The sequence below is a fragment of the Paenibacillus sp. FSL E2-8871 genome (genome assembly GCF_038000345.1).
GTDB lineage: Bacteria > Bacillota > Bacilli > Paenibacillales > Paenibacillaceae > Paenibacillus_AQ.
The window spans coordinates 5948869-5963263 of record NZ_JBBOBV010000001.1; the positions used below are offsets into that span (position 1 = coordinate 5948869).

At 43.4% G+C, this 14395-nt stretch carries 14 protein-coding genes and 1 pseudogene; 5 read left to right on the plus strand and 10 right to left on the minus strand.

Translation table 11 applies throughout. The features are described 5' to 3' along the window. Window positions 1–49: 49 nt before the first annotated feature. Together NYE25_RS26690 and NYE25_RS26695 are read right to left on the minus strand one after the other, a co-directional pair. Complete coding sequence (locus NYE25_RS26690; RefSeq protein ID WP_341147787.1) at window positions 50–832, minus strand: UvrB/UvrC motif-containing protein; 783 nt, start codon at window positions 830–832, stop codon at window positions 50–52. 69 nt (window positions 833–901) lie between these two features. Next, window positions 902–1105, minus strand: a pseudogene (locus NYE25_RS26695) (GIY-YIG nuclease family protein); the annotation flags it as partial. A gap of 169 nt (window positions 1106–1274) precedes the next feature. Here NYE25_RS26695 and NYE25_RS26700 point away from each other — a divergent pair. Continuing rightward, the gene (locus NYE25_RS26700; RefSeq protein WP_339269237.1) at window positions 1275–2021 is read left to right on the plus strand and encodes a hypothetical protein; all 747 of its coding nucleotides are present in this window, start codon (window positions 1275–1277) and stop codon (window positions 2019–2021) included. 140 nt (window positions 2022–2161) lie between these two features. Here NYE25_RS26700 and NYE25_RS26705 read toward each other — a convergent pair whose 3' ends face one another. Together NYE25_RS26705 and NYE25_RS26710 are read right to left on the minus strand one after the other, a co-directional pair. After that, a complete protein-coding gene (locus NYE25_RS26705; RefSeq protein ID WP_339245581.1) occupies window positions 2162–3124 on the minus strand; it encodes an S-layer homology domain-containing protein in 963 nt (320 codons plus the stop codon). An 86-nt stretch (window positions 3125–3210) separates the two neighbouring features. Then, the gene (locus tag NYE25_RS26710; RefSeq protein ID WP_042185493.1) at window positions 3211–4002 is read right to left on the minus strand and encodes an SDR family oxidoreductase; all 792 of its coding nucleotides are present in this window, start codon (window positions 4000–4002) and stop codon (window positions 3211–3213) included. Between the two features lie 176 nt (window positions 4003–4178). On the opposite strand from NYE25_RS26710, the gene NYE25_RS26715 reads away from it, so the two are divergent. The 3 genes from NYE25_RS26715 (at window position 4179) to NYE25_RS26725 (ending at window position 7291) form a co-directional block, all read left to right on the plus strand. Further along, a complete protein-coding gene (locus NYE25_RS26715; protein WP_341147270.1) occupies window positions 4179–6158 on the plus strand; it encodes a translation factor GTPase family protein in 1980 nt (659 codons plus the stop codon). A 64-nt stretch (window positions 6159–6222) separates the two neighbouring features. Then, window positions 6223–6711, plus strand: a complete 489-nt coding sequence (locus tag NYE25_RS26720; protein ID WP_341147271.1) for a DUF6933 domain-containing protein — start codon at window positions 6223–6225, stop codon at window positions 6709–6711. 58 nt (window positions 6712–6769) lie between these two features. After that, window positions 6770–7291, plus strand: a complete 522-nt coding sequence (locus tag NYE25_RS26725; RefSeq protein WP_341147272.1) for a GNAT family N-acetyltransferase — start codon at window positions 6770–6772, stop codon at window positions 7289–7291. 69 nt (window positions 7292–7360) lie between these two features. On the opposite strand, the gene NYE25_RS26730 is transcribed toward NYE25_RS26725, so the two are convergent. The 5 genes from NYE25_RS26730 to NYE25_RS26750 form a co-directional block, all read right to left on the minus strand. Further along, window positions 7361–8239 (minus strand): DUF3298 and DUF4163 domain-containing protein, encoded by an 879-nt coding sequence (locus tag NYE25_RS26730; RefSeq protein WP_341147273.1) that lies wholly within the window; start codon window positions 8237–8239, stop codon window positions 7361–7363. Between the two features lies 1 nt (window position 8240). After that, the gene (locus NYE25_RS26735; protein ID WP_076298375.1) at window positions 8241–8747 is read right to left on the minus strand and encodes an RNA polymerase sigma factor; all 507 of its coding nucleotides are present in this window, start codon (window positions 8745–8747) and stop codon (window positions 8241–8243) included. 58 nt (window positions 8748–8805) lie between these two features. Next, window positions 8806–10608, minus strand: coding sequence for an acyltransferase family protein (locus NYE25_RS26740; protein ID WP_445667185.1), 1803 nt, complete (start codon window positions 10606–10608; stop codon window positions 8806–8808). A 260-nt stretch (window positions 10609–10868) separates the two neighbouring features. Further along, the gene (locus tag NYE25_RS26745; protein ID WP_341147275.1) at window positions 10869–11954 is read right to left on the minus strand and encodes a stalk domain-containing protein; all 1086 of its coding nucleotides are present in this window, start codon (window positions 11952–11954) and stop codon (window positions 10869–10871) included. A 138-nt stretch (window positions 11955–12092) separates the two neighbouring features. Next, complete coding sequence (locus NYE25_RS26750) at window positions 12093–12656, minus strand: CGNR zinc finger domain-containing protein (protein WP_341147276.1); 564 nt, start codon at window positions 12654–12656, stop codon at window positions 12093–12095. A 168-nt stretch (window positions 12657–12824) separates the two neighbouring features. Here NYE25_RS26750 and NYE25_RS26755 point away from each other — a divergent pair, with 168 nt between their 5' ends. Continuing rightward, the gene (locus NYE25_RS26755) at window positions 12825–13319 is read left to right on the plus strand and encodes a DinB family protein (RefSeq protein WP_341147277.1); all 495 of its coding nucleotides are present in this window, start codon (window positions 12825–12827) and stop codon (window positions 13317–13319) included. A 79-nt stretch (window positions 13320–13398) separates the two neighbouring features. Here the strand turns inward: NYE25_RS26755 and NYE25_RS26760 are convergent, their stop codons facing one another. Beyond that, entirely contained in the window at window positions 13399–14292 is an 894-nt protein-coding gene (locus tag NYE25_RS26760; protein WP_341147278.1) for an AraC family transcriptional regulator, read from the minus strand. Window positions 14293–14395: the final 103 nt, after the last annotated feature.

The following is a 14395-nucleotide window of genomic DNA, read 5'->3' on the forward strand; positions in this document are numbered from 1 at the left end:
GAGATGAAGGGGACGGAAGTCCAAACATTCACCGCAGTTACAAGGTAGATTAATTATACGAATGGGCTGGAGCAGCATTTAAAAAGATACGCAACAGCTCGTCCACCGCAGTGTCTAGACGGGAATGATTGTTAGCTGCAAGCCAATCCTCTTGCACGATGATGTAGCTGCAGGAGCTGCTTTTTAAATAGCTGTATATAATTTGTGCTTCGTCAATTTCATGGCGAGTAATTGCTGCCGGGGCCTGGTTAAGTTCACCGCAGAAAGTGTCCATAATCGCTGATGTTATAACGGCTTGCAGGTAGGTAATATCGGGTTGAGCGTATTCGAGCTTAGTATGCGCCAGGATGCGATTTCCTTTGAGTAATATGAGTTTAAGCGTCTGTTCATCCATGGCTTCAAGGATCGCAATATTCTGATTCTCTGCAGCGAATTCGATAACCTTCTCTTTGTGATTCAGGAAGCTGATGGCTCCCATGTAATCCCTATATTTGGCGGCGGTTTCGAAGTCAAATTGCTGTGCAGCTTCAGTCATCTGTTGCTCCATCTCCACAAGGAGGCTGGAATCCGTTCCGTTTAGTAGGGCTATGACTTTATCAATGATTGTATTATATTGAACGGCAGCATCGCCGCCAGCACACATCCCTATGCATAAGCCAAGCGAATGGTTTAGGCATAAAGAATTTTTGAAGCTTGGATTGCTGCAAAGGATTTTTGAGCTTTCCTTGATGCCTTGCACGGCTCTTTCCACGGTACTTCTGCTCGTGTAGGGGCCCCAAATCATGTTCCCTTTCTGGACTTGAGGATCATAGGTTATGTCTAACGAACGCATCTTGTTGTCTGCTCCTATTACGATATACGTATAGGCCTGCGGATTTTTCATTTTTCTATTGTACATGGGCTTTATTTCTTTAATTAATTTGCACTCCAGCATAAAAGCTTCGAATTCGGTATCTGTAAGGATAATATCCAAATCTTTAATATGGCGAACGAGCTGTTTTACCTTTGGGGAATGAGACTTCGAGTTTTGAAAATACGATTTTACTCTCCGTTTCAGCTGTTTCGCCTTTCCTACATATATAATATGGCCGAGGCCATCCTTCATGAGATACACGCCGGGAGTCAGAGGAAGGCTTTTAAGTTTTTCTGTTAAATGAATAGTAACCCCGCCCTCTCATAAGAGTTGTTTGACTGATAGTTTTAGTATAAGCCTGCAACCTTCATTTGTTCAAATCAGTCTAAAGAGCGAGGGATCAAAAACGAGGAGGGATCTTATGTACTTCGCAAGAAATATCGGTGGTTTGGCGCTGATAGCAGCTATGTTATGGCTTACAGCATGCAGAGGAACGCCAGAAGCGGGAACGGAACCGAAGGTGACCCCAGAACAGACGCAAATGCAGATGCCTGAGCAAACGCCAGAGCAGACACAAACTGCACAACCAGCGGCTACTACGGAGCCACTACAGGAGACGGAGCCATCAAGCACGGATCAGCCACTGGATCAGGAGGGACTTCCGCCAACTGTAGAGGAAGCTGCGACGACAGTCATAAGGTCTATTAAAAATAAGGATATGAAGCAATTGGCCGCATGGGTACATTCAGATAAAGGGTTACGTTTTTCTCCATACGCATACGTAGATACGAAGAATGATCTTGTATTCAGCAAGGATGAAGTGGAAGGATTAATGAATGACTCTACCAAAAGAGTCTGGCGAACATTTGCTGGATCGGGTGATTTAATTGAGCTGACATTCGCAGATTACTACAAGCGGTTTGTCTACGATGCAGACTTCATTCAGACGGCCGAAATTGCTGTGAACAAGGGGCTTGGGCAAGGTACAACGATCAATAACTTGAACGAAGTGTATCCCAAGGAGCAATATGATTTCGTTGAATATCATATTACTGGCATCGATCCTTCTGTCGAAGGGATGGACTGGCGCAGCCTGCGTCTAGTTTTCGAGAAGATTGGAGAGGATCATGCACTAGTAGGCATTATTCACGATCAATGGACACCCTGAGAAGTAAGAAATTCTTATTAGTCCTTGGGTAGTTTAGAACATGGGGGAGAACCCAAAAAACGAAGGTGCCTCAGTAGCCATTTTACGGCTTTTGGGGCACCTTCGTTTGATTCGTTCCATAAGAATCGAGTCCGGAGCTTTTATTGCGTAGCGCTAGATGTAGATCCAGATACCGATTTAGCGATCGCTTTATATCCCTCTGGCAGATAAGTGACAACAGATGCTTTTGAGATCACCTGTGCGTACATTTTTCCTGGATCAGGAGCAGTCACATTAAAGTAAATCACAGCGGTCTTGTCTTTGCCAAATTCGATTCGCTCAATCACTAGTCCATATCCAGAATGCGGTAAGTTGTTAACGGTCAATGTAGCCTTGTTTACTCCTTCACCCGCTTTGGTTAGTGTAACCTCAGTCTCATAGGTTGGAGTAGTAGGGCTACCATTAGATACAATTACGCGTTTGGCAAAAGCAGCTGCATCGTAGGTCATCGCGGCTGCTTCCGAACGGGTAATGGCATCATTTGGCCGGAAATTACCGTTCTTATCGAGTGTGGCGATATGTGTATTCAGCAGGATCTGGAGACTATTTATAACCTCTGTAGAAAGTTTATCGCCATCCTTAATGTCTACATACATCAGTGTAACCGGGAAGTTACCTTTACTTTGCAGTGCTTGCGTTAATAAGTGAGCGAACTGAGCACGGGTGATGGTTCCGTTAGGATCTACTGTTCGATCAAGTGAAAGACCATTTTGCTTGGCAGTCAGGAAGGCTGAAGCATACCAGGATTTGTCGTTCACCTTATCAAAATAATCACTAGCTTTGGATGAGCTGTTACCCGCCTCTGGCTTCGGAGACAGATTCAGACCCCCAACGATGAACTGAATCCCTTGGGCAAAGCTTACTTTAGATTTAGGCGCGAACTTATCTTTGTCTACTCCATTTATAATCCCCTCTTTATGCAGGGAGTTAATTTTTGCTTCCGCAGGATCACCTTTCAAATCCGAAAAAGCAAAAGCAGATGCTCCAAATGACAGGCTTGCTGCTAGAATACCGCAGGCTATCGTCATTGTTTTGACATTACTTATGAATAATGATTTCTTCATTATGCGTCACCTCCATACTCTTAGATGGTAGATTAGACCAAAATGTTGCAGGCAATTTAAAATATTATAAAGATTCAAGTAAAACGTTATCCGCGAAGGAGTGACTCGGCACCATCTACATAGATCTCAGTTCCTGTGACATGGAAAGACTCATCCGAGGCGAGAAATAATACTAGATTGGCTACTTGTTCAGGTTTACCGGGCGCATCTTCCAGAGGATGATTGCCTTTCGGAAATTCTACAGGAATCTTCACTTCTTGAAGATCATCACTCTTATCCGTATTATCTCCAATTTGAGTGTCGATTGATCCAGGACAGACCGCATTTACGCGGATACCGTATTGCGCCAGCTCTAACGCAGCCATTTTCATAAAAGCGACTTGTCCAGCCTTCGAAGAGGAGTACGCAGCAGCGCCGATGTTCGAGAACACTCGATTTCCGTTAATAGAGCTAGTGATAATGATGCTTCCGCCATTTTCTTTCATATGGGGGATAGCATATTTTACTGTGGCAAAGGTACTGCGTAGGTTGGTATCTAGCGTCTGGTCCCAATCTTCGATTTCTAGTGTTTCTATTGGAGCCCATGTACCATTAATGCCAGCATTCGCAAAAATGATATCAATCTTCCGAGCCTCATCCGCAACCTTACGAATACTTTCTTCGACAAGACCTGGATTGGAAACATCGCATTCGATAACTGTAGCTGTTCCTCCAATGGATTCAATTTCACGTTTAGTTTCATAGGATTCCTCAGGGGTGCGATCAAGCATATATACCTTAGCTCCGTGCTGGGCAAACCTTATGGCTGTAGCTTTCCCAATACCGGATCCTGCGCCTGTGACTACTGCAACTTTATTTTGCAAACGTTGATCTAACATGATGAATTTCCTCCTTGGCGTTAGACTTCTTACTTAGTAATTACATACCCGGCATAGCTGAATTTAACCAATTTAGTAGGAGGGTGGAACAACAAGGAGGGATGTATTACTATGAGACATAAGGATGTGTACAATATATATTTAGATCAATCTAGCTCATGATAGGGGTACTATAGATGATTCAGCAGCAGGGAGCAGAACGGATTAATGTGGGGATATTTGCCCATGTGGATGCCGGCAAGACAACAACAACAGAGCATATTTTGTATGAAAGCGGTCGCATTCGAGCGCTCGGCAGTGTAGACAGTGGGACAGCATTGACGGATTCTATGGATGTGGAGCGGCAACGAGGAATATCCGTTCGGGCGGCATTAGCTTCTTTTGAATGGAAAGGTGTGCAGATCAACCTCGTTGATACACCAGGACACGTCGATTTTCTGTCAGAGGTTGAACGGTCTTTGCGAGTGATGGATTGTGCGGTGCTAATTTTGTCGGCGGTAGAGGGTGTGCAGGCTCAAAGTGAGATGATCTGGAACGCGCTGAGGAAGCTGGGAATACCGACGCTTATTTTTATGAACAAAATGGATCGTGTAGGTGCAGACCCTGAGGCTGTGCTGGCCCAAGCGAGAAATTATTTATCTAGTGATATCATTCCTGTTCAGCAACCGATAGGTAAAGAGCAGGAGTACATAGAAGCTACTGATTTATGGGGAAGTGATGCTGATCCTGCTGCACAGACAGAATTATTAGAGGCATTGGCTGAGCGGGATGAAGACCTGCTAGAAACGTATATGTCAGGTATTTCGATTGATCTTGCAGCTTGGAAAAAATATATGAAGACAGCTTCCGCTTCAGGACGCTTCTTCCCAATGGTTTATGGTGTTGCCGCCAAGGGGCTTGGCATTACTGCATTGCTGGACGCGATGGTTGAGTATTTTCCGCGAGCTGGTGGCAATGTTGAGGGGCCGGTGTCCGGCATTGTCTACAATATTCAGCGTGATAAAAGCATGGGGCGAATGGCGTTTGTCCGCCTTTATGAAGGAACGATCCGTAACCGCGATACGGTAATGAACTACACGCAGAATATTCAGGGAAAAGTGACCCAGATCCGCAAGGTCGAGGGTGGTCGTACTGAGGATGTCGGATCGCTTGAAGCGGGGGATATCGCTGTAATCTATGGTCTTTCAGGGGTACGGATCGGAGATGTACTCGGCCATCCGGAGGCGATTCCGGAGGAAGCGAAGCTGGCTGTACCGCTGCTAACGGTGCGCGTATTCTGGGGAACCGATATGGATGACCATAAGGTTATCGGAGCATTGCAGGAGCTGGCGGATGAAGATCCGCTCTTGGATGCGCAGTGGCTGCAGGATGAGCGAGAGCTGCATATCAAAGTAATGGGACCTATTCAGCTGGAGATTCTGAATAGTGTTCTGGAGGAGCGGTATTCGCTGAAGGTTACCTTCGGTCAGCCTTCTGTCATCTATAAAGAAACGCCAGCCTCTGCTGGGGAAGGCTTTATCGCTTATACGATGCCGAAACCGTGCTGGGCGATTCTGCGGTTTCAGATTGAGCCCGGACCTCCTGGCAGTGGTTTAGTTTATGATTCGGTAGTGCGGAGTTCCGATCTGCTGCCGCAATATCAGAGCGAGACCGCACGCCGTGTACCAGAAGCCTTGCAACAGGGCTTGTGCGGCTGGGAGGTTACTGATCTTAAAGTGACCTTAATCGAGGGACAGCATCATGTATGGCATACCCATCCGCTGGATTTTGCCGTAGCGACTCCTATGGGGATTATGGATGGACTCGCGCGGGTAGGCACTAAACTACTGGAGCCGATTCTTCAGGTTCGCATCGTTGTCCCTGAGGAGAATGGCGGCCGAGTGATGAACGACCTGGTTCAGATGCGCGGCACCTTCGAGCCACCTGTGTTGCAAGGCGAGCGGATGATCATCGAAGGCCGTCTGCCACTGGCAACGTCGCTCGATTATCCGGTTACTTTAAGCTCCTACACGAAGGGGCGTAGCACGTTCACTTCTTTTTTTGCCGGCTATGAAGAATGTCCTCCAGACGTATCCGCTGAGCGCACCCGCCGGGGCGTGAACCCATTAGATCAGGCAAAATATATATTAAGCGTGCGGAAGGCGTTGCAGGGGTAGGTAAGGTAGAAGGGGCTTGCAGGGTCAAACGGGTAGTGAGAAAAAATAAGGAGGGTGCAAACGGATGTTAACGCTTAGATATACTCAGAAATTATTGAAAGATATGAAAATAGTTCCAGTGGAAGTGGAAGAGGTTCCCCCGTCTTTTAGTTGGCATGCAAATATCATGCAGCTCAACAGAAAATATATACTTTTTGTTAATGATGCGACTCAGTTATGCTTGATGCTAGGTGGAATAAGAAGCGGACAAGCTGATAAACTGGTGGAGAAGTTTAGGGCTGAGCTTACAGCGTATTTGTTGCTAGAGGGGATTAAGAAGCAGCATATTCATCAGTATTTTCTAGAAGCAGGAGAAGTAACTATATCTCGAACGAATAGTAAAAGTGTAATAGGAACCATGAATGAAATGTTGCAATACAATTTGGTAACTATAGGTGAATTCGATGATTTGCATGAGCGGTGCCATTGGTTGAACACTGCGATATATAAACCTATCGATTATAAAAAGCCTATTGATGTATTTAGGGAATCTATAAGTACTCGCTATTCATAGTAATGTCAATGATGGACTTGCTGAAGCTTTTATCGAAAATCTAAAGGGGAGTTATAATTTGAAAATCAGAAAAGCAACCTTTACTGATATAGACGGGATCGCTTTCGTCCACGCTACGAGTTGGAAAACCACGTATAAAGGACTAATATCAGACGAGTTTCTTGATAATTTCACAGTAGAAGCTAGAAGGAAGCGCTGGATTCAGAATTTTGAAAATCCCAATAAAGACGAGGTAATGTATGTTGCTGAAGATGAGTCTGGGATGATCATTGGCTTTGCAAATGGAGGGGCGCGAAGAGAGTCGGATCTCTACGATGCAGAGCTTTACGCACTTTATTTGCTTAAGGAACACCAAGGAAAAGGTCTAGGGAAGCAGCTCATAAGAAGTGTAGCACAGAATTTATTGAAGAAAAATTATAGCTCGTTCATGACTTGGGTGCTGGTGGGCAATCCGGCGATTCATTTCTACCACAGCGTTGGGGGAGAGTCTATCTCAAGTATAGAAGTTAAGATAGGGAATGAATTATTAGAAGAAATAAAAATAGGATGGCAAGACATTAGAGGCATAGGGATTGATTAATGACTTTTCACGCAAAAAAAGACTCATAAGGGATACAAAACGCATACCCCTTATGAGTCTCATAATGATTTATTTAATGTACGTACGGCTAACCAGAACATCTGCAATTACATCTGTTGGAATGATGAATTCTCTAACGCCCATGTAGCCAGGAGCCACATCATATTTGTTAAAGGAAATAACCAGATGGTACTTATCGTTGATATAGAAATCTTGATCTTTAGCTATATTTTCAAATTGATAAAAAAGGTCCTCATTGGGTTCATCTGTTGAAATCCAGTAGAACATATCTTTATCTGCTTTCATTTGGGAGCGCATCTGTTCCTTAATATTTTCACTTATGATACTGATATATCGATCATCCTTAAATAACATAGGCAGACTTAGCAGGATTTGATTCTTCTTGTCTATCGTATCGTGCTGCATTGTTGTTGACGATGAACCTACGGTATTTACCACGTATCTGCTAATAGCAAATAGCTCAGCATTGTCCGTTTTAACCTCAAAGCCTGTATCGACCCCTAAATGACCCTCTCCGGATTGCTTTAAAGACTCCATCTCTGCTTGAAACTCATCATATAGTTTTTTGTTTTCTTCGAGATATTTTTCATTCAGAGTCGATTCCAGCTCTTTATTCTCTAGATTAGTAATGATGGGGACCTTTATGTCTGCATTATAGGTCTGCTCATCCACTTTGTATTCTCTAAAAGTTAGCACTTTAACAATACTGTCTACACCAGGTATAGCGGAGAAGGCATTGGCAATATTAACATTGACATTAATCCCAATCACGAAAAATAGGGCTGCCGCACAAACTCCAGATATCCACTGGTAACGTATTCTTCTTATCTTCCTTTTCTTTAATGCTTTACTTACAACGAAATCTAATTCCTCAGGAATAGGGAGTTTGTTATAATCTTCTATAATTTTTTTGATTTGGTTATCCATTCTAATTGATCTCCTTTGAGGATTCTTCCTGCATGTTGACTCTTAATAACTGGAGTGCTTGATATAGTCTAGTCTTTACTGTATTGACGTTTTCATTTAATACTTCCGCAACTTCCTCGATCTTTAAATCTTCGATATATCTAAGGACGATGACATTTCGATACTTAAGGGGTAGATCATCCAGCGATCTTTCTAAATCAATATCTGGATACACGTCTACCGCACCAGGGATAAAAAAGTCGAGTGCTTCATCATCTACTGGTTGAACTCTTTTATGTTTCCTCAGAAAATCTAGTGAGGTAGTTACTACGATTCTAAACAACCAACTCTTTACGGATTCTGGTTTTTTTAGCAACCCTATAGAGGAGAGAGCTTTATAAATCGAATCCTGAACAACATCTAATGCATCCTCTTTGTTCTTCACATAGCTGTAAGCTAGACGGTATATGTTCTCCTTGTTATCTGTAATACAAAGAGTGAGTAATTTCTCTTTATTCCTCTTAAGCATATTCGTAAAACCCTTCTCTTTTTATATTGCGTAGCTTTAGTTTGTTAGATTACTATTCTCATTGATTCTCCTTTTGTATGGCTTTAGCTACAAGTGCGGCATAGGATTTGGCACCTTCTCGTTTTAGATGAACGCCATCCTCATAGAAGTAAGAATCCTTTCCTTCGCTTGAGGAATGCCAGTCTACAACCATAGCATTGGGGAATTCTAAAGCCACTTTCTTAAGCAAGGTATTCACAGTATTTTGCCATTTTTTCGGTACACGTGTGTTTACTAGTACGACTTGCTGAACATCTTCAAGTGAAATAAGTAATTTCCGCAATTGATTGGAGTTAAAAGCTCCGTTCGTACCTAGATTAATGATCACTCGAGTGCCAAGTTTCCCCTTGGTTCTAAGTTTATCGACCACTTCTTGTGCCTGTGACATCTGCCTGCCTACCTTACCATCGATTACAATGCCTGGCAGAAGTTCTTGTAGATAAGGAGCGGCATCGAGGATTACGGAATCACCTATCGCAGTAACACCTTTACCTGCTTCTTCTACCTGAGGCTGAGGTTCTGGCTTCTTCGGTGGATCTACTGGTACAGGCACAGGCACAGGTGTTGGTACATTTTGAGGGGGCACTAGTGTGACATTATGTTCATTCTTATCGTGATTAGTATTAGTGCCTGTATTCGGATCTGCGGATATCTTAGTATCCAAGTTGCTACTGCAGGATATGGACAATATGATTAACGGGACTGCAATAAAGATGAATAAGGGTCGAATCTTGAATTGCAGACGAATGCTTAATTTCGTACACCATCTTCCTAATAAACCTTGACGAATAGGTTCTTCGATATATTTCCACGATAGTGAGGCTAATAGGAGGCTAACTCCCAGCTGAAAAAGAACACGGAAACCATCGAATCCACCTGTATCTACTGTAGGATTAGTTAGAATGATGACTGGATAATGCCATATGTAAATACTATAGGAACGTACGCCAATCCAACGCAAGGGCTTGCAACCCATGATTTTAGCTAGTCGGCTCGCAGGATGTGCGAGTACAGCTATTACAATTGCGGAAAGGATCGACACTAAAACCAAGCCGCCATAATAAAGAAATTGTCCGTACTCATTCGTCCGCCAAATCATAAGAATGAGGGTGATTAATCCGATTGCACCACTGAAGTCAAGGATATAGCGAGATCTGCGTGAAATCTTATCGGTCAAATTTTGACTCGGCCATGCTAGAGCGAGAGCGGCTCCAATCAGTAGAGCAAAAGCTCGAGTATCAGTACCATAATAGACTCGGCTTGGGTCAACTCCAGGTTGATAGATTAGCGCCATAGCAAGTGCCGAGAGGAATGCCCCTGTTAGACACATCACAATGAGTTTACCTCGCTGAGGTGCAAGGCGTAACCCTACAATAATAACCAATGGCCAAATGAAGTAGAACTGTTCCTCAATAGCGAGCGACCACAAATGACCTATAGGAGAAGGAGGTCCAAAGCTCTCGAAATAAGATACATCGTGAAAAATAAGCCACCAGTTATTGAAGTATAAGGTTGAAGATATAAAGTCCCCTTGTAATGCTGCTAATCGTGAACGATCGAACATCAGAAGCCACATAGCAGTGACAAAAAGCATGACAAACATAGCAGGCAATAGCCGTCGCGCTCGTCTGATCCAGAAATCTTTAAGGTCGAACCGTCGCTCTTGCTTCCACCTTTGGATGATTTGATCCGTGATCAGATATCCAGACAGAACGAAGAATATTCCGACCCCTATAAGTCCTCCTGGAGCCCAATTGAGGTCGAGATGATACGCAATAACTGCGATCACAGAGAGTGCGCGAAGTCCATCTATTCCCGGCATATAACGCCTTCTAGTCGTGGAATTGTCAGGTTCTAAAGAGTTAGTCGGTGGTGTAACCTTGATTTCTTTCATGGTAGTTCATTCCTTCGTCATCAGTTGTCTTATGTCAGCAAGACGTATGACTAACTTAAAAAAGTTCTTAACTTCTCTTGGTAAATAAAGGAGTGACCATGAATGGATCAGAAATCGGTACACAAGTGCCTATGAATTTAAAAAGGCATTCTAGAACAAAAAATCATTCTGGAATGCCATTAGCCTAATTAGCCGTTCTTAATTTCCACACGTAAAATATCGGTAACCATTTTAACCGGAACGTATATCGTATCGTTCTTTAGGATAGGAGCAGTACCTAAAGTGACAGGTGCCATTTTGGCAAAAAAGTAAGAATCTTTACCTAAGGTAACATTGGTCCACTGTGTACCTTTCTTCAACTCAGCTGAGCGCGACGTTTGATTCCACTTGATTTCATATCCTAAACGATTCGCCACATCTCGTAATGACACCATTGAAACCCCATTAGCATTCTTAAATGTAGCTATTGTACTTAAATCGAGCTTCGGGTTGTTCGTAATATGGGTACTGAAACGAAATTCAGGAGTTCCCATGGCGCCTGGAGCGATACTATATTTAGGGAAGAGGATGACAACCTCACCATTTTCAATATAAAAACCTTGTTCTTCGTCGATCCCTTTGAAATCCTCAATAAAATAGTTCTCAGGTTCCTCATTGATCTTCGCAAGGATACCGGTATTCAACTTTTCCTTAAAGTCGTTTCCAAAGAAATCTGACAAGGCAATCCGCTTCGCTTGTTTCGTATTAAATACATTGTATGTATCTACACGAGGCATACCCGTTCCACCAGTTTCACCTTGAGAAGTAACAACAAGTGAGATCATTCCAGAAGGGTTATCCGATCCATTTTCTTTTAATTCATAAATAATGTATAGCTCATATGGACGATACTCGAAACCAGCCTTTTTAGCGTCTGCTGCTGCTTCAGTTGCATCCTTTTCCCAAAGAGCAAGGTCTTTCTGCGCTTTAGAGAGAATGATACTGTTGATTTCTGCCTGAGCCTTAGTGTCCAACATACCTACGATCTGTGGCACTTTAATATTTGTATTCAGAAGCTCCGTTGAAGATGTGAGAATTACTTCTTTGATTTGGATCCCAGTGTTATTGATGGTGGAAATCGGTACAGCTGAAATCGGGGCATTGATGGCAGGCTTAGTCGTGTTCACTGCATCAGCAAAAGCAGTGCCATTCATTGGTAACATGCCAACGCTTATTCCCACAACCGTTAATCCGACTACACCAAACTTCAATACGTTAAAAGGGCTCTTTTTCATTGTTTGTTCACGCTCCATTTCGTTGTAATAAGTGTGTTATTAGCGCACTTACTAGCAAGACGTATTAGGAGTGTTGAAAAGTTTGAGGGGGATAAATGTTGATCGAAATTCGTCATCCCGCAAGAGTTCCTTTGATAGTCACTCCGAACCCTTTTCAGCCTTCTTCCGCGCCCGGAACCGCCGCACCTTCATGAGGTTGCCACAAGCCTTGTCATCGCAGTACCGCTTAGAGCGGTTGCGTGTATCGTCGTAATAGACCCAGAGGCAATCGGGATTCTCGCAGATACGGAATCTTGAGGGTTCTTTTTCAAGCATAGCCTCCGCAAAAGACGCCGCTATCTCCGCCATCACCTGCTCCCAACCGCTATGTAGTGGCAATAATGAAATCTCCGCTTGCTCGTCACTTTTCCATATCATTCGCCGCGTAACAGGACCCTTGTCCATATAGATATTGAGCTGCTTCAGCATTTCTCCATCCATCGATTTTCCTAGTACAATAGCCTGTACCCAGTCCCATAGTAGGGATCGAAGCTTCATTAGCTGTTCCAGTTCTATCGTATTCGGCAGCTGTGTTTCTAGCAGAGCATGCTTCTTCAGCCATTTCGCAATCCACTCCGGATCTTCGAGTTCATCCCGATCCTTATTCTTATCTCCTGTTCGCCAATCCCGCCAGTAACTATTAATGAAATCCTCCCACAACACGTCCTGTTCATCCTTTCCGCACAACTCTCGATTACAACGATTGTAACAGTTAAAATTGTGATTAGCTAGTTACTTGATTGAACGCTGGAAATATGCTACATTTCTTGTGTAACCACTATATAATGGTTTAAGTAGTTACATAATTCAGTAAGTATTAGGAGGTTGAACATGCAAAATAAAATCAGTGAGGTTCTGCTGCAAAATTGGGATTATTGCATGGATATCGAGGATTGGGCCCCGCCATTAAGTGATGCACTGGAAGGTGTGGACAGTAAACAGGCACTTTGGAAGCCAGAGGGGAGTACAGTCAATTCCATCTGGGAGACGGTTAACCATCTAACATATTATAAGGTGCGTTTGCTGCGAAAGTTAAAAGGGTTGCCCAAACAACCTGATGCTGAAAGCAACGATGATACCTTCACTGTAACAACGGAAGGGGAAGAAGCATGGTCGAAGGCCGTTGCAGACCTGAAAGACGTGCACGCTGCTCTTAGAGAAATCATTGAGGCGTTGGAAGAAGGCGCATATGATTGGGGTGGTTCGGGTCATGCCCCAGGGGAAGAGGTAATGAGTCTTATCCTGCATGATTCATACCACACCGGACAAATTATTATGCTTCGTAAACTGCAAGGCTCCTGGGTTTGCAACCGTAGTTTTAATTAGAACCTCTACAATAAAAATATAAGCCACACTCCACTATACTGGTTTACCTGGTGCAGCGGTCGTGTGGCTTTTCTTTATTTTAACCTTTTGGGGTGCTTCGATATTGAGTCGGCGAGCATCCCATTATTTTTTTGAACAATCTAGAAAAGTAGTAGGGGTCCTGCATCCCGATAGCACTAGAGATTTCTTTAATATGTAAATCGGTTAATGCTAGCAGTTGACTGGCACGCTGCATTTTGAGGCGCAGATAGAATTCAATCGGGGGAACCCCGGTTTCTTGATTAAATAGATAAATTAGATGCTGCTTCGATAACCCCATATGCTTCGCTACATCCGGGAGTGAAATGGAGCTGTTGATTCGATCCGTCATGTAGCGAATGGCTTGCTCAAGATAACGTTCGTTCTTTTTATCTTGCTCAGAGTTCATGGTACTCAACCCCACGTGGCTGATCAGATGACGAATGCACTGAGACACATAGATATGATTACGCATGGCATAAGGCTTATCCGATAACAGGGCATAACATTGCTCGAAATCTTCGATCCATTGGGTATGAAGGTTCAGTGTAAAGGTTAGCGGCTCTACGTCCATGGCATAAGTTTGAATCAACGCAGCGGCATGCGTTCCTTTTAGATGCATCCAGTAGATCGTCCAGGGATTCACATCTGAAGCACCATATCGATGGGGTGTTCCGGCAGGAATGACAGCTATTTGCCGTTCTTTTATTTGGATCAGCTTACTGTGATGACTCTCCATCCACCCTTCACCCTCTACGCAATACATAAGAATATACGAGTCACATCCTTGTGGACGCTCTCGATAATGAAACTTCGCTCTTGGGAAGCAGCCAATGTCACTTACATAGAAGGAATTTGTTAACGGATTCTCATTTAATTCATTCATCATGAAATCGGGCAGCACAAAAAGCTTCTGCTCATCGAAGCCATCCGGCTTTAATGAGATATCTGTCATGATAACCCTCCTTTTTAAGAACATAATTTATTTATTTGAAATAACAACCTATTCATAAGGAAAATATTATTTTTAGGATAAGAATATTGTCCATCAGTTACAG

What these genes read in the sequence shown, in the direction of transcription:
- NYE25_RS26690 (WP_341147787.1), bottom strand. Translation starts at nt 832, where the DNA reads ATGCGTTCGTTAGACATAACCTATGATCCTCAAGTCCAGAAAGGGAAC.
- NYE25_RS26700 (WP_339269237.1), top strand. Translation starts at nt 1,275, where the DNA reads ATGTACTTCGCAAGAAATATCGGTGGTTTGGCGCTGATAGCAGCTATG.
- NYE25_RS26705 (WP_339245581.1), bottom strand. Translation starts at nt 3,124, where the DNA reads ATGAAGAAATCATTATTCATAAGTAATGTCAAAACAATGACGATAGCC.
- NYE25_RS26710 (WP_042185493.1), bottom strand. Translation starts at nt 4,002, where the DNA reads ATGTTAGATCAACGTTTGCAAAATAAAGTTGCAGTAGTCACAGGCGCA.
- NYE25_RS26715 (WP_341147270.1), top strand. Translation starts at nt 4,179, where the DNA reads ATGATTCAGCAGCAGGGAGCAGAACGGATTAATGTGGGGATATTTGCC.
- NYE25_RS26720 (WP_341147271.1), top strand. Translation starts at nt 6,223, where the DNA reads ATGTTAACGCTTAGATATACTCAGAAATTATTGAAAGATATGAAAATA.
- NYE25_RS26730 (WP_341147273.1), bottom strand. Translation starts at nt 8,239, where the DNA reads ATGGATAACCAAATCAAAAAAATTATAGAAGATTATAACAAACTCCCT.
- NYE25_RS26735 (WP_076298375.1), bottom strand. Translation starts at nt 8,747, where the DNA reads ATGCTTAAGAGGAATAAAGAGAAATTACTCACTCTTTGTATTACAGAT.
- NYE25_RS26740 (WP_445667185.1), bottom strand. Translation starts at nt 10,608, where the DNA reads ATGCCGGGAATAGATGGACTTCGCGCACTCTCTGTGATCGCAGTTATT.
- NYE25_RS26745 (WP_341147275.1), bottom strand. Translation starts at nt 11,954, where the DNA reads ATGAAAAAGAGCCCTTTTAACGTATTGAAGTTTGGTGTAGTCGGATTA.
- NYE25_RS26755 (WP_341147277.1), top strand. Translation starts at nt 12,825, where the DNA reads ATGCAAAATAAAATCAGTGAGGTTCTGCTGCAAAATTGGGATTATTGC.
- NYE25_RS26760 (WP_341147278.1), bottom strand. Translation starts at nt 14,292, where the DNA reads ATGACAGATATCTCATTAAAGCCGGATGGCTTCGATGAGCAGAAGCTT.